Raw genomic sequence first — 22,199 nt, 5'->3', positions numbered from 1 at the left:
GGGTCCAACAGGAGCAACAGGAGCAACAGGTTCAACGGGGGCAACAGGTCCAACGGGTTCAACAGGAGCAACAGGTCCAACAGGTTCAACGGGTCCAACAGGAGCAACAGGAGCAACAGGTCCAACAGGCGACACAGGAGCAACAGGCACAAGTATAACGGCAACATATGCTTTTGCAAATAATACGTCGGGTACAGCAATATCGGTACTACTTGGTGGAACAAATGTCCAGCTTCCGAACAATCAGAATATCGGTCCAGGAATTACAGTGTCTGGGGGGAACACAGTATTTACAGCTGCAAATGCAGGGAATTATTATATTTCATATACAATTAATATAACCGCTTCGTTATTAGTAAGTTCACGAATTACAATTAATGGAGCGCCGCTTGCTGGGACTATCAATGCTCCTGCGCTAGCAACCACATCTTTTAGTGCAACAATTATTACGACCCTGGCAGCGGGAAGTGCAATCAGTCTGCAATTGTTTGGATTGTTAGCTGTTGCAACATTATCAACAGCTACCCCAGGAGCGGTGTTAACGATTATAAGATTAAGCTAACTAATAACTCTCTTACTCTTTTAAGATTAGGAGAGTTTATACATATAATAAGAAGTTAATGAAGTAAAGCATAGTTATATAAAAGTCAGAATATTATGATTGTAACGCTGTGGTGACTATAATATAATGAAAACAACCATCATGAATGAACATTCATTTATTTTTTTTATGTATTTGAAGGGGGAATGAAGGTGGAAAAACCTTGGTTGAAAAGTTATCCAGAGGAAATTCCTAGTACTATTTCTTATGATATTCAGCCACTTCATGGATATTTAGAGAAAATGGTTTCTCGTTATCCAGAAAAGAAAGCGCTTCACTTTTTAGGTAAAGATATTACATTTTCAGATTTTCATGACAAGGTAAAGAAGTTTGCAAATTATCTTCAAAGGCTTGGTATTGAAAAAGGTGATAGAGTCGCGATTATGTTACCGAATTGTCCACAATCTGTAATCGGTTACTATGGTACTTTGCTTGCGGGGGGGATTGTTGTACAAACGAATCCTCTTTATACAGAAAGAGAACTTGAGTATCAACTTCATGATTCAGGGGCAAAAGTCATTCTTTGCCTTGATTTAGTGTTTCCGAAAGTTACTAATGTTCAAAATGCTACAAGGCTTGAGCACGTTATTGTAACTCGTATTGCAGATTTTTTACCGTTCCCTAAAAATTTACTTTATCCATTTGTACAAAAAAAGCAAGCAAACCTTGTTGTGGATGTGTCGGAAAGTGAAACAATTCACCTTTGGAAATCAGTAGAAAGGGAAAGTAATGCTGATGTTGAAGTGCCATGTGACCCTGAAAATGATCTGGCTCTTTTGCAGTATACTGGTGGAACGACAGGTTTTCCAAAAGGGGTCATGTTAACGCATAAAAATCTTGTTTCAAATACTTTGATGGGTGCACATTGGTTATACAATTGCACAGAGGGAGAAGAAGTAATTCTTGGAGTCCTACCATTTTTTCACGTATATGGCATGACAGCGGTAATGAATTTGAGTATTATGCAAGGATATAAAATGGTGCTTATTCCGAAGTTTGATATGAAAATGGTTTTTGAGGCAATTAAGAAACATAAAGTTACATTATTTCCGGGAGCACCAACTATTTATATTGCCCTTTTAAATAGCCCTCTTTTAAAAGAATACGATATTTCTTCTATTCAGGCTTGTATAAGTGGCTCCGCACCGCTTCCAGTAGAAGTACAGGAAGAGTTTGAGAGAGTTACAGGTGGTAAATTAGTAGAGGGATATGGATTAACGGAGTCATCGCCAGTTACACATGGGAACTTTTTATGGGAAAAACGTGTGCCAGGAAGTATTGGTGTGCCGTGGCCGGATACAGAGGCAATCATCATGTCACTTGAAACTGGAGAGGCATTACCTCCAGGTGAAATTGGTGAAATTGTTGTAAAGGGCCCTCAAATTATGAAGGGGTATTGGAATAAACCAGAAGAAACAGCAGCTGTATTGCAAGATGGCTGGCTTCATACAGGTGATGTGGGCTACATGGATGAGGCTGGATTTTTCTATGTGAAAGATCGTAAGAAAGATATGATTGTTGCTAGCGGATTTAATGTATATCCTCGTGAAGTGGAAGAGGTATTATATGAATATGAAAAGGTGCAAGAAGTAGTAACAATTGGCGTCCCTGATCCGTATCGAGGAGAAACTGTAAAAGCATTTGTTGTTTTGAAAGAAGGCGCCGAATGCACAGAAGAAGAATTAGATAAGTTTGCACGTAAATATTTAGCAGCATACAAAGTCCCGAAAGTATATGAATTTAGAAGTGAATTACCGAAGACGACAGTCGGAAAGATTTTACGCCGTGTCCTAATAGATGAAGAGAAGAGAAAGAATGAGGATGAGCAAACGGGCTAAGGCCCTTTCTTTTTGAAAAAATAGGATTGACACTTTTCTGAATAGTAAGTATTATAAGAATATGAATGACTATTCATTCAGTCATCTTCTTGAAGGGGACAGTAAAGTGAAGAAAAATAGACCGAAATACAATCAAATTATTGATGCGGCAGTTATTGTGATTGCGGAGAATGGATACCATCAAGCGCAAGTTTCTAAAATTGCAAAGCAAGCTGGGGTAGCTGATGGCACGATTTATTTATATTTTAAAAATAAAGAAGATATATTAATATCCTTATTCCAGGAGAAGATGGGGGAATTTGTCGAAACAATTCGTCAAAAAATAGCAGGAATTGAAAGCGCTGTAGCGAAGTTATTCATGTTGGTAGAAACGCACTTCTTGCTGTTATCACAAAATGATCCTCTTGCTATCGTTACACAATTAGAGCTAAGGCAGTCCAATCAAGACTTGCGCCTTAAAATAAATGAAGTATTAAAAGGCTACTTACAAGTTATGGATGAGATTTTAGAGACAGGTATAAAGCAAGGTGAATTCCAAGCGGACTTAAATGTTCGTGTGGCAAGACAAATGATCTTTGGAACAGTAGATGAAGTTGTGACCAATTGGGTAATGAGCGATCATAAGTATAATCTGGTCGCACTTTCAAAAACGGTACATGGGCTACTTATTGCAGCTTGTGGTTATCGTCAATAATGGGAGGGATCATGTTGAAATTCCTATCTGTAAGAGTTGAAGACCATATCGCGGTGGCAACGTTAAACCACGCGCCAGCGAATGCAATGTCTTCACAAGTTATGCATGATGTTACTGAGTTAATCGATCAAGTGGAAAAGGATGATAACATTCGTGTTGTTGTTCTCCATGGTGAAGGACGCTTTTTCTCAGCAGGAGCAGATATTAAAGAATTTACATCTGTTACTGAAGCGAAGCAAGCGACAGAATTAGCGCAGCTTGGACAAGTTACATTTGAGCGCGTTGAAAAATGTTCAAAACCAGTTATTGCGGCAATTCATGGAGCGGCACTTGGCGGCGGCCTTGAGTTTGCTATGTCTTGCCACATGCGCTTCGTAACCGAAAGTGCAAAACTTGGTTTACCTGAATTAACACTTGGATTGATTCCTGGTTTTGCAGGTACACAGCGCTTACCGCGTTATGTTGGGAAAGCAAAAGCTTGTGAAATGATGTTAACAAGTACACCAATTACTGGTGCAGAAGCATTAAAATGGGGACTTGTTAACGGGGTGTTTTCTGAAGAAACAATTTTAGACGATACGCTTAACATTGCAAAACAAATTGTTGGGAAAAGTCCAGCAACAACTCGTGCTGTATTAGAGTTATTGCAAACGACAAAATCGTCTCATTATTACGAAGGTGTACAGCACGAAGCTCAAATTTTTGGTGAAGTATTTACGAGTGAAGATGGAAGAGAAGGTGTAGCGGCATTTTTAGAAAAGCGTAAACCTTCATTTAGTGGCAGGTAGTTCAATTGTTTTTTTGATATAAATTAACAGAATTTTAAAATTGATAGAATCTTTCTGAAAAATAAGGGGGTAAATGGAATGAACATCTACGTACTCATGAAACGAACATTTGATACAGAAGAAAAAATCGTAATTAAAAACGGTGCAATTTACGATGGCGAAGCGGAATTCATCATCAACCCTTACGATGAATATGCGATTGAAGAAGCAATTCAAGTAAGAGATGCACAAGGTGGAGAGGTTACTGTCGTAACAGTTGGTGGCGAAGATAGTGAGAAAGAACTTCGTACTGCACTAGCGATGGGCTGCGATAAAGCGGTATTAATTAATATTGAAGATGATGTTGAAAATGGTGACCAGTTCACGACAGCAAAAGTACTTGCTGAATATTTGAAAGATAAAGAAGTAGATTTAATTTTAGGCGGGAACGTTGCGATTGACGGTGCATCTGGACAAGTTGGTCCACGTGTAGCTGAAGCGTTAAATATTCCTTATGTAACGACAATTACAAAGCTTGAAATTAACGGTACAAATGTAAAAATCGAGCGTGATGTTGAAGGGGATACAGAAGTAATTGAAACATCATTACCGGTTTTAGTAACAGCACAACAAGGTTTAAATGAACCGCGTTATCCATCGCTTCCAGGTATTATGAAAGCAAAGAAAAAACCGCTAGAAGAAGTAGAATTAGATGATTTAGATTTAGAAGAAGATGATGTGGAAGCAAAGACAAAAACGATTGAAATCTATTTGCCTCCTAAGAAAGATGCAGGAAAAGTGTTACAAGGCGAGCTGCAAGATCAAGTAAAAGAACTTGTATCGTTGCTCCATACAGAAGCGAAAGTAATCTAATAAAATACGAAATTATATATGCAGGAGGGAAAATCTATGGCTCGTAAAGTATTAGTAATGGGTGAAGTTCGTGACGGATCGCTACGTAACGTTTCGTTTGAAGCGGTAGCAGCAGCAAAAACAATTGCAGAAGGCGGTGAAGTGGTAGGTCTTCTAGTTGGAGACAGCGTTGCCTCTTTTGCAAATGAATTGATTCATTACGGTGCAGATCGCGTTGTGACAGTTGAAAATGATAAATTAAAATCATATACGTCTGATGGTTATGCACAAGCGTTTTTAGCTGTATATGCTGAAGAAAAACCAGAAGGTATTGTATTTGGACATACAGCACTTGGTAAAGATTTATCACCAAAATTAGCAGCGAAGCTGGAAGCTGGTCTAGTTTCTGACGTAACTGCTTTAGAGGTTGAAGGTGGAAATGTTATCTTTACTCGTCCAATTTACTCTGGTAAAGCATTTGAGAAGAAGATTGTAACAGATGGTATATTATTTGCGACAGTACGTCCAAATAATATCGCGACTCTTGAAAAAGATGAGTCTCGCAGTGGTGACGTGTCTTCTATTACAGTTGATGTGAAAGATTTACGTACAATTATTCAAGATGTTGTCCGTAAAACTGCAGAAGGCGTTGATCTTTCTGAAGCGAAAGTGATTATCGCTGGCGGACGTGGTGTGAAGAGTGAAGAAGGATTTAAACCATTAAAAGAGTTAGCTGACGTACTAGGCGGCGCTGTTGGGGCCTCTCGTGGTGCTTGTGACGCTGAGTATTGCGATTACTCATTACAAATTGGTCAAACTGGTAAAGTTGTTACGCCAGACTTATACATTGCATGCGGTATTTCTGGTGCGATTCAGCATTTAGCTGGTATGTCTAATTCAAAAATAATCGTTGCGATTAATAAAGATCCAGAAGCAAGTATCTTCAAAGTAGCTGACTATGGTATTGTCGGTGACTTATTTGAAGTCGTACCGCTTTTAACAGAAGAGTTTAAAAAGTTAAAAGTACATTCATGATTTGAGTACCCTTGAGTTCCAAGTGAAGTACCCCTATATATAGAAAAAGGTGAGAGATCCCCTGTCTCTCATCTTTTTAGTATTTCATCCGTATTTTTATATAGTATAAAGGAACATTTTTTTGTTACAATACATAACGATACATATTATTCGCCACGTATATAAGTTAATGATATACTCTTGGTAGAATATACTTGAAGGAGGAAATAAAATGGCAATTATAAACGCAAACGACCAAAGCTTCGCAGCTGAAACTGGCGAAGGTGTTGTATTATTAGATTTCTGGGCACCTTGGTGTGGACCTTGTAAAATGATCGCTCCTGTATTAGAAGAAATCGATGCAGAGTTAGGCGAGAAAGTAAAAGTAGTAAAAGTAGACGTTGATGAAAACCAAGAAACTGCTCGTCAATTCGAAGTAATGAGCATTCCAGCTCTTTTCGTATTAAAAGACGGTAAAGTAGTTGATCAAGCGTTAGGTTACAAACCGAAAGAAGCGTTAGTAGAACTAGTTTCTAAACACTTCTAAAATAAAGAAGCTACCATTTGGTAGCTTCTTTTATTTTCTTTTTTGAAACCTTTCCGTTACAATAAAAGAACGTATGTTGGGTGTTTTGGCATAGTATGTTTTCATGTGAAAATAAAAATGCTAAGCATGTAGAAATGGGGGTAGACGAGTGCACGAGCATTTGAAAGAGAAGTTGGCTATTTTACCAGATCAACCTGGTTGCTATTTAATGAAAGATAAGCAAGGGACGGTTATATATGTCGGAAAGGCAAAAGTGCTTAAAAATCGTGTGCGCTCGTACTTTACTGGTTCGCATGATGGGAAAACACTTCGGCTTGTAGGAGAAATTGTTGATTTTGAATATATTGTAACCTCCTCAAATTTGGAGGCTCTTATTTTAGAATTAAATTTAATAAAAAAGTATGATCCAAAATATAATATTCAATTAAAAGATGATAAAACATATCCTTTTATTAAAATTACAGCTGAAAAACAGCCGCGCTTACTCATTACGCGAAACGTCAAAAAGGATAAAGGAAAGTATTTTGGCCCTTATCCGAATGCACAATCAGCTCATGAAACGAAAAAACTATTAGATCGTATGTATCCACTTCGTAAATGTACGAATATGCCAGATAAAGTTTGTCTGTATTATCATATGGGCCAATGTTTAGCTCCTTGTGTGAAAGAAGTGACGGAAGAACAAAATAAAGAAATTGTAGATGAAATTATTAAATTTTTAAATGGTGGGCATAAAGAAATTCGGTCAGAATTAGAGATAAAGATGTATGAGGCTTCAGAGAAACTAGAATTTGAACGTGCGAAAGAATTGCGAGATCAAATTGCTCATATGGATGCAATTATGGAAAAGCAAAAGATGATTATGAGTGACTTAGTGGATCGTGATGTGTTTGGGTATGCGGTTGATAAAGGATGGATGTGTGTTCAAGTTTTCTTCGTTCGAAAAGGAAAGTTAATTGAACGCGATGTTTCTATGTTCCCGATTTATGATGAACCAGAAGAGGGATTTTTAACGTTCATTGGCCAATTTTATGAAAACAGTAGTCATTTTAAGCCGAAGGAAATTGTCGTTCCAGGAAGTATAGATTCAGAATTAGTAGAGCGCTTTTTAGAAGTTGAAGCGACACAGCCAAAACGTGGTAAGAAAAAAGATCTTGTAGAATTGGCAAATAAAAATGCGAAGATTGCCCTTGAAGAGAAATTTTACTTAATTGAACGTGATGAAGAGCGAACGATTAAAGCTGTAGATCATTTAGGTAAGCAACTTGGGATCGAAACACCTTATCGTATTGAAGCGTTTGATAACTCAAATATTCAAGGAACAAACCCTGTTTCAGCAATGATTGCTTTTATCGATGGGAAACCAGCGAAAAAAGAATATAGGAAGTATAAAATTAAGACGGTTCAAGGTCCTGATGATTATGAGTCTATGAGAGAAGTTGTGAGACGCCGTTATACAAGGGCACTTAAAGAAAGTTTACCTTTGCCAGATTTAATCATTATCGATGGCGGAAAAGGCCACCTGGCAGCTGCAAGTGATATTCTAGAGAATGAGCTCGGATTATTTATTCCGATGGCAGGGCTTGTAAAAGATGAAAAACATAAAACATCACATTTAATTATTGGAGATCCACCTGAACCTGTAATGCTTGAGAGGAATAGCCAAGAATTTTATTTATTGCAGCGCATTCAAGATGAAGTGCATCGATTTGCGATTACATTCCATCGTCAATTACACGGGAAATCTGTCATTCAATCAGCACTGGATGATATACCGGGAATTGGTGACAAACGAAAAAAGATATTGTTAAAACATTTTGGATCGCTAAAAAAGATGAAAGAAGCGTCTGTAGCAGAATTTGTCGAAGCGGGTATGCCGAAAAATGTCGCAGAGACGATTTATACGTATTTAACAGATAAGAAGACGTTGTAGTTTACAATGTCTTCTGTTTTTTGTTATAATTTCTGAAGATTTAAAATAAATTGATGTGAATGAAAATACAAAAAAGTCAACTAAACTTATATGTCTAGTTGACTGTAGGTAATACTTACACTTCAATGAGATCTTTTATATCCCATTTCACAAGAAATGTAATAGAGTCTGAACGTTTTTTCTTTTCTTCGTAGGACTCTGCAACGACGTTTCTTTGCTTTTGAATTTGCTCAGCGATGAATCCTGCCTCTAATTGATAAGAAGAATGTCTGTTTTGTTTTTGACGTTCAGCAATGAGTGTGCCTTTAAGTTGGAACTGCATTTCACGACGTTTATGTTCAATAATACTTAAAGTGCCCCAACCAGCTTTTTCAAAGAACTGAATGACTTCTTCAATTGTTTCTAGTGGATATTTTCTTGCAAGGTTTCTACCGGACCAGTATAAAATACCATCTAAATCGTTACCGATTAAATCAGGTAGTAATTCTTCACGTAGCAATTCATAAGCGAAGGCGTTCAATGAAACATCTTCTAAAGATGTTATATCGATTGTATTTTTACTCACAATATTCCCCTCTTTCTATAGGGATTATTATATAACATTTCGCATTTATAAAAACAGATTTTTCTTTAGGGAAATCTGAATATATAAGAAGAAAAAAAGAATTGGCAAATTATATGCAAATTATGTATACGTTTTCTTGACGCTTCGACAAAAATAGGAGTAAAATGAACTTGGTATCAAATTATGCTGAAATATTTCGAATAATTTTTTCAGTTTTTCTTATGCCAATAGTGAAAAAACATTATTGTTATAAATTAATCTGAAAACAGCAGTCAAACATTCAAGGGGGTAATGGGGACATGAAAGGCCGCGAGTATACGTTTCGTAAGTGGCACTCATTAATGGGGGTCATCCCGGTTGGTGTCTTTTTGACGCAACATTTAATTGTAAACAACTTTGCAACAAGAGGAGCAGAGGCTTTTAACAAAGCTGCAGGCTTTATGGAGCTCCTTCCATTCCGGTATGCGCTAGAAATTTTCATCATCTTTTTACCTATACTGTACCATGCTATATATGGCTTATATATTGCATTTACAGCTAAGAACAATGCGGTATCTTACGGTTATTTCCGTAACTGGATGTTCGTCTTCCAACGAATTTCAGGTATCGTTACGCTGATTTTCATTTCTTGGCACGTCTGGGAAACTCGTATTCAAGCAATGTTAGGTAAAGAGGTAAACTATGATATGATGGCAGATATTTTAAGCAATCCAGCTATGTTTGCATTCTACTTAGTTGGTGTTGTTTCAACAATTTTCCACTTTGCAAATGGACTATGGACATTCTGCATCAGCTGGGGAATTACAGTATCTCCACGTTCACAAAGAATCTCTACTTATGTAACATTAGCTATTTTCTTAGGACTATCTTATGTAGGTGTGAGTGCATTATTAGCGTTCATCGATCCACAGCTAGCAAACCAGTAAGGAGTGGGAGAGCATGAAAGGGAAACTTATAGTAGTCGGCGGTGGCTTGGCTGGCTTAATGGCAACGATTAAAGCGGCAGAAGCAGGAGTAAATGTTGAACTATTTTCTTTAGTACCAGTAAAACGTTCACATTCTGTATGTGCCCAAGGTGGAATTAACGGTGCCGTAAATACGAAAGGTGAAGGGGATTCTCCATGGATCCACTTTGACGATACAATTTATGGTGGGGATTTCTTAGCGAACCAACCACCAGTTAAAGCAATGTGTGAAGCAGCACCTGGTATCATTCATTTAATGGACCGTATGGGTGTTATGTTCAACCGTACGGAAGAAGGACTTCTTGATTTCCGTCGCTTTGGTGGAACACAACATCACCGTACAGCATTTGCTGGTGCAACAACTGGACAGCAATTACTATACGCATTAGATGAGCAAGTACGTCGTCACGAAGTAGCAGGACTTGTAACGAAATATGAAGGTTGGGATTTCTTACGAGCTGTTGTTGATGACGAAGGTGTGTGCCGAGGAATCGTTGCACAAGACTTACAAACTATGGAGATTAAAAGTTTCCAAGCTGATGCCGTGATTATGGCAACAGGGGGCCCTGGTATCATCTTTGGAAAATCAACTAACTCTATTATCAATACAGGTACAGCAGCATCTGCTGTATATCAACAAGGTGCATATTATGCGAACGGTGAGTTCATTCAAATTCACCCAACGGCAATTCCTGGAGACGATAAGTTACGTCTTATGAGTGAATCTGCACGTGGTGAAGGTGGACGTGTTTGGACATATAAAGATGGTAAGCCATGGTACTTCTTAGAAGAAAAATATCCTGCTTACGGAAACCTTGTACCTCGTGATATTGCAACGCGTGAAATCTTTGATGTTTGCGTAGAGCAAAAACTAGGTATTAACGGTGAAAACATGGTGTACTTAGATCTTTCTCATAAAGATCCGAAAGAACTAGATATTAAACTTGGTGGAATTATTGAAATCTATGAGAAATTTACAGGTGATGATCCTCGTAAACTACCAATGAAAATCTTCCCAGCGGTTCACTATTCAATGGGCGGGCTATGGGTTGACTATAAGCAAATGACAAGTATTCCAGGTTTATTTGCGGCAGGTGAGTGTGATTACTCAATGCACGGTGGTAACCGCCTTGGTGCAAACTCACTATTATCAGCAATTTACGGTGGTATGGTAGCAGGACCGAACGCAATTGAGTATATGAAAGGTCTTTCTAAATCATCTGATGCTGTTTCATCTACTGTATATGAACAAAATGAATTAATCGAAACAGAGAAATTTAACAATATTTTAACGCTTGATGGTAACGAAAATGCGTATGTTCTTCATAAAGAGCTTGGAGAATGGATGACAGATAACGTTACAGTAGTTCGTGAAAATAAAAAATTATTAGAAACAGATGCAAAAATTGAAGAGTTAATGGCTCGTTACAAACGTATTAACATTAACGATACAGCAAGATGGAGTAACCAAGGTGCTTCATTTACACGTCAACTTGCAAATATGTTTGAGTTAGCACGTGTTATTACAATTGGCGCATATAACCGTAATGAAAGCCGCGGAGCGCATTACAAACCGGAATTCCCAAATCGTGATGATGCAAACTTCTTAAAAACTACGATGGCGAAATTTGAGGGAGAAGGAAAGGCACCAGCATTCCATTACGAAGAAGTGGATGTTTCATTAATTAAACCACGTAAACGTGACTATTCCTCAAAACACGATGTAGCAGCTAAGGGTGAAGAGAAGGGGGATAAACAACATGTCTGAGAAAACAATCCGCCTCATCATTACGAGACAAGATGGACCAGATGCACAAGAGTTTGACCAAGAGTTTGAAATTCCATATCGTCCTAATATGAATATTATTTCGGCGCTTATGGAAATTCGCCGTAATCCTGTTGATTCAAAAGGGAACCAAACAACTCCGATTGCATGGGATATGAACTGTTTAGAGGAAGTATGCGGAGCATGTTCGATGGTTATTAACGGAAAGCCACGTCAATCATGTACGGCTCTTATTGATCAATTAGAACAGCCAATTCGCTTAAAGCCGATGAAGACATTCCCGGTTGTACGTGATTTACAAGTTGACCGTAGTCGTATGTTTAACGCGTTAAAACGTGTTAAAGCTTGGATTCCAATCGATGGTACGTATGACTTAGGACCAGGGCCAAGAATGCCTGAGAAAAAGCGTCAATGGGCTTATGAGCTTTCAAAATGTATGACATGTGGTGTTTGCTTAGAATCATGTCCGAACGTAAACAGTAAATCTGACTTTATTGGACCAGCACCGTTATCACAAGCTCGTTTATTCAACTCACATCCAACGGGTGAAATGCATAAAGCAGATCGCTTACGTGCAATTATGGGAGATGGAGGACTTGCAAACTGTGGTAACTCTCAAAACTGTGTGCAATCATGTCCGAAGGGTATTCCATTAACAACTTCAATTGCGGCATTAAACCGTGATACAACAATTCAATCGTTCAAAGATTTCTTTGGTAGCGATAATAACTATTAATAAATATTGCCTCTTCATCTTGAAGAGGCAATATTTATTAATATATTTTTCAGTTTATTCTGTTTATTAAAGGGAAAAGGGGAGAGAACAGTGAAGAGAATTTCTTATATTGAAGACTTTGGGAAATGGGAAAGTGATTTTTCATTTTATAATTCTGTTAAAGTTCGTTTTGGTGAAGTAGATATGTTTGGCCATGTAAATAATGTTGTTGCTTTTACCTATTTTGAAGAAGCACGTATCGCATTGTTTAAAGAACTCGGATTTATGCAAGAATGGACACATGAATCATCAGAAACGATGATTGTTGTTGCAGATTTACAATGTAATTTTATCAAGCAAATTTATTTTGATGAACAGTTGAAGGTGTATGTAAAGGCAGGATCAGTTGGGAATTCTTCTTTAGATTTGCATTATATGGTAAAAAATGCAGAAGGAGAAGTTTGTTTAGTTGGACGCGGTATGATGGTGCAAGCATCGAAAAAAACTGGAAGAGGCGCAGCGTGGCCTGAAGAATGGAAAGAAAAATTGCTACAATGATAGAGTGAAAGAAAAATAAGAGAGCGAATTGCTCTCTTATTTTTTGTCTTCCATCGCTTCTTCTAATGTTAAATGATGTTTATATATGTATGTAGCGTATGGATTACCAACATAGCGTAAGTGCCACGGTTCATATGCGTATTCAGTTGTTTCTGTTTTATCCTCTAAGTAACGAATGACAAAGCCGAATTCATGGGCATGCTCTGCAACCCATTTGCCTTCTGCTGTTTCTCCAAAGATAGGCTCTAATTGGAATTTAGCAGATTTTGAACTAATATCCATTGCTAAACCAGTTTGATGTTCACTTGTGCCAGGAATTGCACTTACTGAATCAGCTTCAGCTTTTCCTTGGCGCTTAATATATGTGTTATGTAACGATTGTTGACGTTTGTAAGAACGATAACCTGAAACTGCTGTAAGTTCTAACCCTTCTTCTTTCGCCGCTTGGAACATATTTTCAAGTGCGTCTGCAGCATCTTTGCGTAGTAGAGTTTTTTCTTTGTCTTTTGGACTAGTAAATGGTACGTTTGGTCTCGTTAAGTCTTCAGGAGTGTATCCATCTGGTAGTTTTCGATGTTTATTAACTAAGACAAGATTAGATTCTGGATTTGTTACAACTGAAAAATTATCATCTAGTTTCTTTGCATTATGATCAGCTTTTGGAAAAGCAGGAATCTCCTCTTTTTGGTGGTTACTATGTTTTTGACTTTCGACAGCTTTCGCCTCATTTTGTAGTGGTGATTTAGAACCAAAGTAAGCGAAAGATGTGATACCGATTACAATAGTAGCGGCAGAAATAATTATTATTTTTTTCATGATGCCTTGTAATCACAGTCCTTTCTTAATAAAATATGTATCGTTTTTATTATAAGTCTAGTTTATTGAAAAGGAAATATAAGAGTCGTAACGTAATAGAAATGCAAAGAAAATGTCAAAAAATGTGTGAAAATGTAGTATTTTTTCATATAATTCCTTTCTTGTCTTTTATGAAATTCATTTTTTATGCAATATATATGTATAAGAAGATGTAGCGATTATCGAGAATAAAGGACTTCTTGTATAGACTAGGAGTGAATGGGAATGGATTTTGCAACAATTATTGGAATCATTTTAGGATTTGTAGCGGTAATATTAGGGATGTTCGTTAAGGGCGCTGACGTAACAGCCTTATTGAACCCTGCCGCAGCATTAATTATTTTTGTCGGTACATTTGCCGCAGTTTGTATTGCATTTCCGATGAATCAACTAAAAAGGGTTCCAAAATTATTTAAAGTTCTTTTTGGTTCAAATAAAAAAGATTTAAGCTATGAGCAATTGCTAGAATTATTTGTTCATTGGACATCTGAAAGTCGAAAATACGGTATTTTGTCTTTAGAGCAACAATTAGATAAAATTCAAGATGAATTTCTTTTACGTGGTATGAAATTTGTTATTGATGGTGTATCTGCGGAAGATTTAGAACAGATTTTAGAGGCTGAACTAGAAGCAATTGAAGAGAGGCATGCAAAAGGAGCTGCTATTTTTTCGCAAGCTGGTACATATGCACCTACATTAGGGGTTTTAAGTGCTGTTATTGGTCTTGTAGCTGCACTTGGAAATTTAACTGATATTGAAAAGCTAGGGCATGCTATTTCAGGTGCATTTATTGCAACGATTTTTGGTGTTTTTTCAGGTTACGTGTTATGGCATCCATTTGCAAATAAATTAAAACAAAAGTCTGCCGCAGAATTAGAGAAGAAACGTTTAATTATTGATTGTTTATTAATGTTACAAGAAGGTACATATCCGTTTATTATGAAAAACCGCATTTTAGGAGCGCTTTCTGCGACTGAGCGTAAGAAGCTAGAAAAAGGAGCGGAAAAAAATGCGGAGTAAGAAAAATAGAAGAGGTAAAAAGAAAAAACACGATGAGCATATTGATGAAAGTTGGTTAATTCCATATTCTGATATGCTAACGTTGTTATTTGCTTTGTTTATTGTTTTATTTGCAATGAGTAGTATAGATGCTGCGAAATTTAAACAGATGGCAGTAGCTTTTCGTAGTGAACTAGCAGGTGGAACAGGAAATAAAGAGTTTTTAAGTGATCAAAAACCGAAGGACGAAAAAGAGTTATCGGCAAGTGGTTTGGAATCTGAGAAGATTAAAAAAGATGCTGAAGCTGAAGTAAAGCAACAAGAAATGAATGAATTAAAGGCAGTACAAAAAGGTATTGATAAGTATATTGAAGAAAAGCAATTATCGTCTTCTTTTAAAACCGATTTAACCGAAAAAGGTTTAATGGTAACAATATTAGAAAATGTACTCTTTGACTCAGGGAAGGCAGATGTGAAATTGGAATCGTTAGGGATTGCAAAAGAGATGTCTAACCTACTTGTTTCAGCATCACCTCGTGAAATTACAGTATCTGGTCATACAGACAATGTTCCTATTTCAAACGCACAGTTTGCATCAAATTGGGAATTAAGTACGCAGCGAGCAGTTAATTTTATGCAGGTGTTACTTCAAAATAAAGAATTGCAACCAGAAAAATTTAGTGCGATTGGTTACGGAGAATACCGTTCAATTGCTCCAAATGATACACAAGAAGGAAAAGCAAAAAATAGACGTGTAGAAGTGTTTATTTTGCCTTTAACAAGAAATATGCAGTAAAAAGAGGATGGTGAATGCCATCCTCTTTTTACTTATCATCAAATGATTTTAAGTTGTCACGACGGATTTTATCTTTTTCTGTATCTGATTTTTTGAAATCATAGTCATACAAAGCGCCTTCCCAATCGCCGTACATTGGATTAGGAAAAACGATGAATTTCTCACCAAATTGTGCTTTTGAATCTGCTACCGTATCATTACGATCTTTTACAGATTTCCCATCAAAACCAGTGAAATCAGATAAGTTATCACCGAAGAATAAGACAATATCATGTGTTTGAGAAACGAGTTCACGGCGTTTTTCTTTTCCTTTTTCTTTCGGATCTTGTAATAATATATGTTCTTTCGTTGCTTGAGGAGCACCTACACGTTCGAGATTTTTAATTGTCGCATCTAGTTGATTCGTTTTACGATTTGAAATGTAGTAAATATCTACAGCTTTAGACTCTGTATATTTTAAGAAATCAATTGCGCCAGGAAGTGCTTCAGCTTCGGCCTTATTAATCCAGTCATCCCACTTATAAGGATAGCCTTTTCCTGTTTTTACGCTCATTGCTTGATGAGGACTGTTGTCTAAAACAGTTTCGTCTAAATCAAGTACGATAGCAGGTTTTTTTTCTGTCCCTTTTGCAAGAGCTGCATCAAGTTTCAATTGACCGATATTGTACCCTTGGTAGTAAAGCGCTTTCGTTTCGCCAGCTGTTTGATACCATAAATCAGCCATTAATTGCTGATCTGTTAATTTTACTTTTTCTTCTTTCGCCACTGTTTTCTCTGGTGTTCCTGAACATGCTACAAGCGATGTAGACAGAACGGCTACAGATAATAAAGTGGTAATCCCCCTCTTCATCTTCATATGTATCCTCCTTGATGTTAGAAAATCATTTTATATTATATATTAAAATATAAAATTTTTTTATGAACATTTGCATATTGTCTTTTGTATATATAGTAGTATGTCCTATATTAGAAAGATGAGAAAAGTGATGGGAATCATTTTGACAAGTTTTATTGTCGGAATGACAATTATAATTGACAAATAACATGATATTATTTACAATTTTAACTAAATAGAACAAATGATGGATTAATGACGGTGTTTACATATAAGAGGATGAAGGGTAGTGCTATATTTTGTCTTGAATAAACATAGTCTTTGAAAGAGAGTACGAATGATACTAAAGGGGAGGCTTTATACTTTGAGTTTACAAATTCAAAACTTAACGAAACAATTTGGGGAATCAAAAGCAGTTAACGGTTTGCAAATTTCGTTACCCAAAGGTGAAGTACTAGGGTTACTTGGACGAAATGGTGCAGGGAAAACAACAACAATCAAAATGCTTCTTGGATTATTAACGCCTAATGAAGGCTCTATTACATGGGATGGAAAAACATTTGGTAATAGCGGGGTAACAATTGGATATTTACCAGAGGAAAGAGGTTTATATACAAAAAGTAGAGTAATAGATCAATTGCGTTATTTTGGTAGATTAGAAGGAATGACGAAGAAAGAAGTGGATCTTGCTATTGATCACTGGTTAGATCGATTAGCAATCCCGGAATATAAATTTAAAACAGCAGGAGAGCTTTCAAAAGGGAATCAGCAAAAAATCCAATTAATTGCTGCTCTTCTACATAATCCGGAGCTTCTCATTTTAGATGAACCATTTAGCGGGCTGGATCCGGTCAATGCCGGGATGTTAGCTAGTATTATTGAAGAACAAGTACAGAGCGGAAAGACAATTATTTTATCAAGTCATCGTATGGAACAAGTAGAGGCTTTTTGCCAACATGTATGTATTTTGAAAAAAGGTGAAGCAGTCGTAAAAGGGCAGCTAAGTGATATTAAGAAAGAATACGGTTTCCGTAATTTAACGATTGAAGATACAGTAGAGAATGAAAAGGGATTAGAAGCTATACATGTATTGTATGAAAAACAACAAGGCCTTCTTTATGTGAAAGTACAAGATGATGCGGAAGCTCTCAAGATTTTGCAGCAGTTGCAAGAGCAAGGTGTTAGCTTACGACAATTTAAAATGTTAGAGCCGACGTTAAACGAAATCTTTGTAGAGAGGGCGAAATAACGATGCGTAAATTTTCTCATGTATTTTCATTTTATTTTAGGGAAGCGTTTTTATCTAAGAAATCATTAATTACAAGTGCGATTTTATTTTTAGTTGTGTTTGGGATTTTTGCATTTAATCACTTTACTTCAGGAAATGATAAAAATAAGGATAAAGATAAAATTGCGGTTGTAACGGAAAGTTCCACATATAAAGTACAAAAAGAAGAGTTAACTAAGCTATTACCATCAGCAAAAATAACTGTCGGTTCAAAAGTGGATTTTGATAAACTGCATAAACAAGTAGAAGATGGCGAACTGGATGGTTTATTTCATGTAACCGAAAAGAATGGAGTTCCAGAGGTTACGTATATGTTTAATAAGTTACCTAGTGAAACAACTTCTACAATTATAGCTAGTTATTTAAAAGCGCAATATACAGCAGTAACAATTGCTAAACATAATGTTTCACCGGAAATTGCACAGCAATTGCAAACCGAAATTTCTGTGAAACAAGAAGCGATAAAAGATCGTTCTGCTTCCGCAGGAATTGCATATTTCTTTACATTTGCTTTGTATATGTTTATTATCATGTTCGGAAGTACAATTGCGATGAATATAGCTTCTGAAAAAGCTTCTCGCGTTATGGAAGTTATGATTCCGAAAGTAAAACCACTGACGATGATGTATGCAAAAATCTTAGCGGTTGTTTCAACGGCGTTATTACAACTTGCCGTATTGGCATGTGGTTACTTGGTTCCTTGGTTACTAGGATGGGTAGATTTAGAAAATGGTTCATTATTTGGAGCACCAATTGATTTTACAAAGATAGATGCACAAGTTATCGGTATGTTCCTTATTTATTTTGTTACAGGATATTTCCTTTATGCGATGATGTATGCGGCTGCTGGTGCGGTTGTCTCTAGGACTGAGGATTTACAAGGTGTTATTTTGCCAGTGTCTATTTTAATAATGGCAGCATTCTTTATAAGTATTAAATCGCTAGGTGATCCAAATAGTACTGTTGTTGTTGTAAGTTCTTACGTTCCGTTCTTCACCCCGATGATTACATTCTCACGCTTTGTAGCTGGTGAAGCTGGTATGTTAGAAATTACGATAACAATGGCGGTTCTTTTAGCGACAATCGGTATATTAAGTGCTGTTACAAGCCGCATTTACGTAAACGGTGTAATGAATTACTCAGATAAAGTGAAATTTAAAGATTTAGCGAAATTCATAAAGCGTCAATAATGAGAGAAAAGCATGATTTCCTATTGAAATCATGCTTTTTCTTTATGTATAAATTAAAAATAGTATATAATAATAAGAGTTGTCTTTTAATAGAATGAATACGAAGGAGGGTGTGCAGATGGGAATTAGTAGTCGGTTTACAGTAGGTGTTCATATGCTGACATTACTTGCGATAGATCGAAACTCTCGCTGTACCTCTGAATGGATTGCTGGTAGTGTGAATACAAATCCAGTTGTGATTCGTCGCATTACAGGAATGTTGAAGAGAGCAGGACTTGTTGATGTACAAGCCGGTAAAGGTGGTACGACACTTGCTCGTGATTTAGAAGAAATTACATTACTTGATGTATATAAAGCAGTGGAAGTTGTAGAAGAAGGACATCTATTTTCCTTCCATGAAAATCCCAACATTGAATGTCCAGTAGGAGCTAATATTCAATCAGTATTAGAAATTATTTTAATGCAAGCGCAAGAAGCAATGGAAAACGTACTTGCAAACGTAACGGTAGACCAATTAGTTACAAATTTAAAGTCTAAAATTAAAGAATAAAAAAGCGAGCTACCTCATGAAGAGGGCTCGCCTTTTTTTATTCAGAAATATTGAAAATTCTATTTTTCAGTATTTAAAATAAACTTCCCTACAACAGCTGCTACGATACCACCAAGAATTGGGGCAACGATGAATACCCATAGTTGAGAAAGTGCTTCTCCACCAACAAATAAAGCTGGTGCGATACTACGAGCTGGGTTAACAGATGTTCCAGTTAACGGAATGCCTAATAAGTGAATTAATACTAATGTGAAACCAATTACTAGTCCAGCTAAAGAAGAACTTCCTTTTTTACCAGTTACAGCAACGATAACTAAAACAAATACGAAAGTTAAAATGAATTCAACTAAAAATGCTCCAGATAAACCAAGAGTTCCAAAACTATTTTGTCCTAAATTATCTAAAGGTGTTTTAGCAGAGCGTAAAATTGTTACTAACGTTGCAGTTCCTAATAAACCACCTAAAATTTGAGCTAATACATAATAACAAAGTTCCATAGCGTTCATTCTTTTGTTGATGAACATAGCGATTGATACCGCTGGGTTAATGTGACATCCAGAAACTGTTCCGATGCTATATGCCATAGCTACAATAGATAGACCGAAAGCCATAGCGATTCCTAATGTTCCAATTCCTTCAATTCCGCCACCAGTGACAGCTACTCCAGTTCCGAATAATACAAGTACAAATGTACCAATAAATTCAGCAATTGCTTTTTTTAACATAATTTACCTCCTATTATTGCGCATGAAACGTATTATAACATAGGTTTTAGTGTAAACAGCCAATGAAATACTATTCTGATAAGGCGAAATAGGGGGACAATAAAAAAAGAGTATGGCTCTTTGTTATAGAACCATACTCTTTTTTATGCTGATTTTTTCTGTTTAACGACTGGAGCAGAACGGTTTAAAATACTATTTGCAACCATTCCTAACATAATAATAATCATTCCGAGTAGGGAAAGACCACCAGGGAATGAACCATTCAAGAAAATAATTTCACCAAGCACTGTAAAGATCATCGTTCCAGCTTGTGTTGCTTCAACAGCTCCAAGTAAAGCGAGGTTATCTTTTGCTAAGTCGGTAGCAAAGAAGAAAGTCATCGTCGCAATGACTCCAGAGCATAGTGCTAACAAAAAGCCTTGAAGCATTTGAGTTGATGATGGAATACCAGTCGTGGAAAAGCCGTATATACCAAGGAGAATTGTAATAGGAAGACTTCCAATTGCCATTCCTAATACACGTTGGAATGTATCAAGACGTCCGCCAACAAGTTCCATCATTTTTCGGTTGCCGAACGGATATAAGAATGCAGCTAACACGACAGGTAAAAAACCTGAAATGAACTGAGTCATTGTAATATGACCTGCTGCAGTCGCTTGCATACAAATTACACCAAGTAAAATAAATAATGCTACATATAAACTGCGAAGTGGAATTTTTCCGCGTACAAGTTTTATACCCGATTTTGTTTTTATTTTAACGAAAAATAGTGGTGATAGTAGTAAACCTGCTAATATCGTAACTTGCCAAGTTCCAGCAACGAGCCACGCTGGTGAAAAGACAGCTGCGAAACTTAATAAAGAATAGAAACCAATACCCGCAACGGAACCCCACCCGATCCATGCTAATGGATGTTTCTTTAACTCTGCCCATAAAGCCCCTAAGTTTTTGCGAAATAAAACGATAAGGAATAAAATAGGGAGAGCGAATAAAAAACGGAAGGAAGCTGTCCAAGCCCAGCTTGTTCCAGATACATTCATCGCTCTATTAATAATAAAGGTTGCGGAAAAGAAGGCTGAGGATAAAAGTCCTAATAATATTGCGCGCATGAAGTAAGCACTCCTTTCGAAATTAAATAATTACGTATAGTATAATATACTTTGATATAATAAAAGTAAACTATTTTATACTTTAAGGTGGTTTTATAGATGAAAGAAAATGAAGATATGCAAACGAAAGAAGTTATTCAGCAAGTAGGTCAGCTACTAAGACAAATTCGTAATGAACAAAAATTAAGTTTAGAAGAATTAGCTCAAAAAACAGGGGTTAGTAAATTAACATTAGGAAAAATTGAAAGAGGCGAAACGAATCCGACGTTAGCTGTCATTTGGAAAATAACGAAAGGGTTATCAATTCCTTTATCGAGGTTAATGGTTGTTGGAGAACCTGTAGCTGTTGCGCGCTGCGGGGAAGGATTTGCGGTAGATGTAGGACAAGCATGGCACTTAGAAACGATGTTCCGTTACACGAAAGAAACAGGGATGGAAATGCACCGTGCTTGTTTAAGATCAAATAGTATATATGAACCAGAAGCTCATCATGAAGGTGCTATTGAACTTGTAACAGTAATGAAAGGGAAAGTTTCGATTCAAGTGGAGAATGATGTATATGAATTAAATGAGTTTGACTCCATTCAATTTGAAGCGAATAAGAAACATAGTTATCGAAATAATGAGGATGAAGTGGCGGTATTACATTTAACGATGAAGTATTCTTCATGAAAAAATCACCTATAGAAAAGAATTTTATAGGTGATTTATATATATTTCGCTTAAGTATATGAATGATACCGTTAGTACGAACGTGGCATAAGTAATAAACAAATGAAATAGACTAAAAATCCCGTCCCAAAACATAAAACAGCAATGACCCAAAGGATACGAATGAGAGTAGAACTAATATCAAAATATTCTCCTAAACCACCACATATACCAAATAGCATTTTATCAGTTTCGGATTTACATAATTTTTTTGACATATTACGATCAACTCCTTTTTATATCAAACTACATATTTCTATTCTATATGGAAATTTATGAGAAGACTATAAGGTTGTATTACATTTT

General features: G+C 36.6%; 24 protein-coding genes. 18 read left to right on the top strand and 6 right to left on the bottom strand.

The window, feature by feature from the left end; all coding sequences use genetic code 11:
- The 8 genes from MR065_RS18005 to uvrC all read left to right on the top strand — a co-directional run.
- Nucleotides 1-562, top strand: a 562-nt coding sequence (locus MR065_RS18005) for a BclA C-terminal domain-containing protein (RefSeq protein WP_472927166.1), incomplete at its 5' end; no start/stop codon positions are given.
- A gap of 191 nt (nucleotides 563-753) precedes the next feature.
- On the top strand, nucleotides 754-2,439 hold the full coding sequence (locus MR065_RS18000; protein ID WP_242214607.1) for a long-chain-fatty-acid--CoA ligase: 1,686 nt from the start codon (nucleotides 754-756) through the stop codon (nucleotides 2,437-2,439).
- 106 nt (nucleotides 2,440-2,545) lie between these two features.
- A complete protein-coding gene (locus MR065_RS17995; protein ID WP_472927165.1) occupies nucleotides 2,546-3,133 on the top strand; it encodes a TetR/AcrR family transcriptional regulator in 588 nt (195 codons plus the stop codon).
- Between the two features lie 11 nt (nucleotides 3,134-3,144).
- A complete protein-coding gene (locus MR065_RS17990) occupies nucleotides 3,145-3,921 on the top strand; it encodes an enoyl-CoA hydratase (protein WP_242214605.1) in 777 nt (258 codons plus the stop codon).
- 78 nt (nucleotides 3,922-3,999) lie between these two features.
- Nucleotides 4,000-4,773, top strand: coding sequence for an electron transfer flavoprotein subunit beta/FixA family protein (gene etfB / locus MR065_RS17985; protein ID WP_242214604.1), 774 nt, complete (start codon nucleotides 4,000-4,002; stop codon nucleotides 4,771-4,773).
- A gap of 36 nt (nucleotides 4,774-4,809) precedes the next feature.
- Nucleotides 4,810-5,787: an electron transfer flavoprotein subunit alpha gene (etfA, locus tag MR065_RS17980; RefSeq protein WP_000101961.1), complete on the top strand. Its 978-nt coding sequence runs from the start codon at nucleotides 4,810-4,812 to the stop codon at nucleotides 5,785-5,787.
- Between the two features lie 211 nt (nucleotides 5,788-5,998).
- Entirely contained in the window at nucleotides 5,999-6,313 is a 315-nt protein-coding gene (trxA, locus tag MR065_RS17975; RefSeq protein ID WP_097905941.1) for a thioredoxin, read from the top strand.
- A gap of 148 nt (nucleotides 6,314-6,461) precedes the next feature.
- On the top strand, nucleotides 6,462-8,246 hold the full coding sequence (gene uvrC / locus MR065_RS17970; RefSeq protein ID WP_242214603.1) for an excinuclease ABC subunit C: 1,785 nt from the start codon (nucleotides 6,462-6,464) through the stop codon (nucleotides 8,244-8,246).
- A gap of 115 nt (nucleotides 8,247-8,361) precedes the next feature.
- Here uvrC and MR065_RS17965 read toward each other — a convergent pair whose 3' ends face one another.
- A complete protein-coding gene (locus tag MR065_RS17965; RefSeq protein WP_000042215.1) occupies nucleotides 8,362-8,811 on the bottom strand; it encodes a YslB family protein in 450 nt (149 codons plus the stop codon).
- A gap of 299 nt (nucleotides 8,812-9,110) precedes the next feature.
- On the opposite strand from MR065_RS17965, the gene sdhC reads away from it, so the two are divergent.
- The 4 genes from sdhC (at nucleotide 9,111) to MR065_RS17945 (ending at nucleotide 12,835) form a co-directional block, all read left to right on the top strand.
- Nucleotides 9,111-9,737: a succinate dehydrogenase cytochrome B558 gene (sdhC, locus tag MR065_RS17960; RefSeq protein ID WP_000678358.1), complete on the top strand. Its 627-nt coding sequence runs from the start codon at nucleotides 9,111-9,113 to the stop codon at nucleotides 9,735-9,737.
- A 13-nt stretch (nucleotides 9,738-9,750) separates the two neighbouring features.
- Complete coding sequence (gene sdhA / locus MR065_RS17955; protein ID WP_061677094.1) at nucleotides 9,751-11,544, top strand: succinate dehydrogenase flavoprotein subunit; 1,794 nt, start codon at nucleotides 9,751-9,753, stop codon at nucleotides 11,542-11,544.
- Complete coding sequence (gene sdhB / locus MR065_RS17950; protein ID WP_001291830.1) at nucleotides 11,537-12,298, top strand: succinate dehydrogenase iron-sulfur subunit; 762 nt, start codon at nucleotides 11,537-11,539, stop codon at nucleotides 12,296-12,298. The genes sdhA and sdhB overlap by 8 nt, the downstream gene beginning before the upstream one ends.
- 90 nt (nucleotides 12,299-12,388) lie before the next feature.
- Nucleotides 12,389-12,835, top strand: a complete 447-nt coding sequence (locus tag MR065_RS17945) for an acyl-CoA thioesterase (protein WP_242214602.1) — start codon at nucleotides 12,389-12,391, stop codon at nucleotides 12,833-12,835.
- A gap of 36 nt (nucleotides 12,836-12,871) precedes the next feature.
- Here the strand turns inward: MR065_RS17945 and MR065_RS17940 are convergent, their stop codons facing one another.
- Nucleotides 12,872-13,651 (bottom strand): M15 family metallopeptidase, encoded by a 780-nt coding sequence (locus MR065_RS17940; RefSeq protein WP_242214601.1) that lies wholly within the window; start codon nucleotides 13,649-13,651, stop codon nucleotides 12,872-12,874.
- Between the two features lie 264 nt (nucleotides 13,652-13,915).
- On the opposite strand from MR065_RS17940, the gene motA reads away from it, so the two are divergent.
- Together motA and motB are read left to right on the top strand one after the other, a co-directional pair.
- The gene (gene motA, locus MR065_RS17935) at nucleotides 13,916-14,710 is read left to right on the top strand and encodes a flagellar motor stator protein MotA (protein WP_242214600.1); all 795 of its coding nucleotides are present in this window, start codon (nucleotides 13,916-13,918) and stop codon (nucleotides 14,708-14,710) included.
- A complete protein-coding gene (gene motB, locus MR065_RS17930) occupies nucleotides 14,700-15,485 on the top strand; it encodes a flagellar motor protein MotB (RefSeq protein ID WP_098989039.1) in 786 nt (261 codons plus the stop codon). Before motA ends, motB begins: the two co-directional genes overlap by 11 nt.
- Before the next feature lie 28 nt (nucleotides 15,486-15,513).
- On the opposite strand, the gene MR065_RS17925 is transcribed toward motB, so the two are convergent.
- Entirely contained in the window at nucleotides 15,514-16,341 is an 828-nt protein-coding gene (locus MR065_RS17925; protein WP_242214599.1) for a 5'-nucleotidase, lipoprotein e(P4) family, read from the bottom strand.
- A gap of 343 nt (nucleotides 16,342-16,684) precedes the next feature.
- Between MR065_RS17925 and MR065_RS17920 the strand changes: the two genes are divergently transcribed.
- The 3 genes from MR065_RS17920 to MR065_RS17910 all read left to right on the top strand — a co-directional run bounded on the left by MR065_RS17920 (nucleotide 16,685) and on the right by MR065_RS17910 (nucleotide 19,348).
- A complete protein-coding gene (locus MR065_RS17920; protein WP_242214598.1) occupies nucleotides 16,685-17,569 on the top strand; it encodes an ABC transporter ATP-binding protein in 885 nt (294 codons plus the stop codon).
- 2 nt (nucleotides 17,570-17,571) lie between these two features.
- Nucleotides 17,572-18,798: an ABC transporter permease gene (locus MR065_RS17915; protein WP_242214597.1), complete on the top strand. Its 1,227-nt coding sequence runs from the start codon at nucleotides 17,572-17,574 to the stop codon at nucleotides 18,796-18,798.
- 118 nt (nucleotides 18,799-18,916) lie between these two features.
- Nucleotides 18,917-19,348 (top strand): Rrf2 family transcriptional regulator, encoded by a 432-nt coding sequence (locus MR065_RS17910; RefSeq protein WP_000512995.1) that lies wholly within the window; start codon nucleotides 18,917-18,919, stop codon nucleotides 19,346-19,348.
- A gap of 59 nt (nucleotides 19,349-19,407) precedes the next feature.
- On the opposite strand, the gene MR065_RS17905 is transcribed toward MR065_RS17910, so the two are convergent.
- Together MR065_RS17905 and MR065_RS17900 are read right to left on the bottom strand one after the other, a co-directional pair.
- Nucleotides 19,408-20,073 (bottom strand): MIP/aquaporin family protein, encoded by a 666-nt coding sequence (locus tag MR065_RS17905; protein WP_097905953.1) that lies wholly within the window; start codon nucleotides 20,071-20,073, stop codon nucleotides 19,408-19,410.
- Nucleotides 20,074-20,216: 143 nt separating this feature from the next.
- A complete protein-coding gene (locus tag MR065_RS17900; RefSeq protein WP_097905954.1) occupies nucleotides 20,217-21,182 on the bottom strand; it encodes a DMT family transporter in 966 nt (321 codons plus the stop codon).
- Nucleotides 21,183-21,281: 99 nt separating this feature from the next.
- Between MR065_RS17900 and MR065_RS17895 the strand changes: the two genes are divergently transcribed.
- Nucleotides 21,282-21,854 (top strand): helix-turn-helix domain-containing protein, encoded by a 573-nt coding sequence (locus MR065_RS17895; RefSeq protein ID WP_097905955.1) that lies wholly within the window; start codon nucleotides 21,282-21,284, stop codon nucleotides 21,852-21,854.
- 71 nt (nucleotides 21,855-21,925) lie between these two features.
- Here MR065_RS17895 and MR065_RS17890 read toward each other — a convergent pair whose 3' ends face one another.
- Nucleotides 21,926-22,111: a PspC domain-containing protein gene (locus MR065_RS17890; RefSeq protein ID WP_098268772.1), complete on the bottom strand. Its 186-nt coding sequence runs from the start codon at nucleotides 22,109-22,111 to the stop codon at nucleotides 21,926-21,928.
- Between the last annotated feature and the right edge of the window lie 88 nt (nucleotides 22,112-22,199).

This window comes from Bacillus cereus group sp. BfR-BA-01383, from assembly GCF_022663495.1.
Classification (GTDB): domain Bacteria; phylum Bacillota; class Bacilli; order Bacillales; family Bacillaceae_G; genus Bacillus_A; species Bacillus_A cereus_AU.
This window is presented reverse-complemented; position numbering and strand designations above follow the sequence as displayed.

Bases quoted from the DNA above. Each gene is read 5' to 3' on its own strand.
- MR065_RS17940 (WP_242214601.1), bottom strand. From the start codon at position 13,651: ATGAAAAAAATAATAATTATTTCTGCCGCTACTATTGTAATCGGTATC.
- MR065_RS17890 (WP_098268772.1), bottom strand. From the start codon at position 22,111: ATGTCAAAAAAATTATGTAAATCCGAAACTGATAAAATGCTATTTGGT.
- etfA (WP_000101961.1), top strand. From the start codon at position 4,810: ATGGCTCGTAAAGTATTAGTAATGGGTGAAGTTCGTGACGGATCGCTA.
- trxA (WP_097905941.1), top strand. From the start codon at position 5,999: ATGGCAATTATAAACGCAAACGACCAAAGCTTCGCAGCTGAAACTGGC.
- MR065_RS17910 (WP_000512995.1), top strand. From the start codon at position 18,917: ATGGGAATTAGTAGTCGGTTTACAGTAGGTGTTCATATGCTGACATTA.
- motA (WP_242214600.1), top strand. From the start codon at position 13,916: ATGGATTTTGCAACAATTATTGGAATCATTTTAGGATTTGTAGCGGTA.
- etfB (WP_242214604.1), top strand. From the start codon at position 4,000: ATGAACATCTACGTACTCATGAAACGAACATTTGATACAGAAGAAAAA.
- MR065_RS17900 (WP_097905954.1), bottom strand. From the start codon at position 21,182: ATGCGCGCAATATTATTAGGACTTTTATCCTCAGCCTTCTTTTCCGCA.
- MR065_RS17990 (WP_242214605.1), top strand. From the start codon at position 3,145: ATGTTGAAATTCCTATCTGTAAGAGTTGAAGACCATATCGCGGTGGCA.
- sdhC (WP_000678358.1), top strand. From the start codon at position 9,111: ATGAAAGGCCGCGAGTATACGTTTCGTAAGTGGCACTCATTAATGGGG.
- motB (WP_098989039.1), top strand. From the start codon at position 14,700: ATGCGGAGTAAGAAAAATAGAAGAGGTAAAAAGAAAAAACACGATGAG.
- MR065_RS17925 (WP_242214599.1), bottom strand. From the start codon at position 16,341: ATGAAGATGAAGAGGGGGATTACCACTTTATTATCTGTAGCCGTTCTG.
- MR065_RS17905 (WP_097905953.1), bottom strand. From the start codon at position 20,073: ATGTTAAAAAAAGCAATTGCTGAATTTATTGGTACATTTGTACTTGTA.
- MR065_RS17915 (WP_242214597.1), top strand. From the start codon at position 17,572: ATGCGTAAATTTTCTCATGTATTTTCATTTTATTTTAGGGAAGCGTTT.
- sdhA (WP_061677094.1), top strand. From the start codon at position 9,751: ATGAAAGGGAAACTTATAGTAGTCGGCGGTGGCTTGGCTGGCTTAATG.
- MR065_RS17895 (WP_097905955.1), top strand. From the start codon at position 21,282: ATGAAAGAAAATGAAGATATGCAAACGAAAGAAGTTATTCAGCAAGTA.
- sdhB (WP_001291830.1), top strand. From the start codon at position 11,537: ATGTCTGAGAAAACAATCCGCCTCATCATTACGAGACAAGATGGACCA.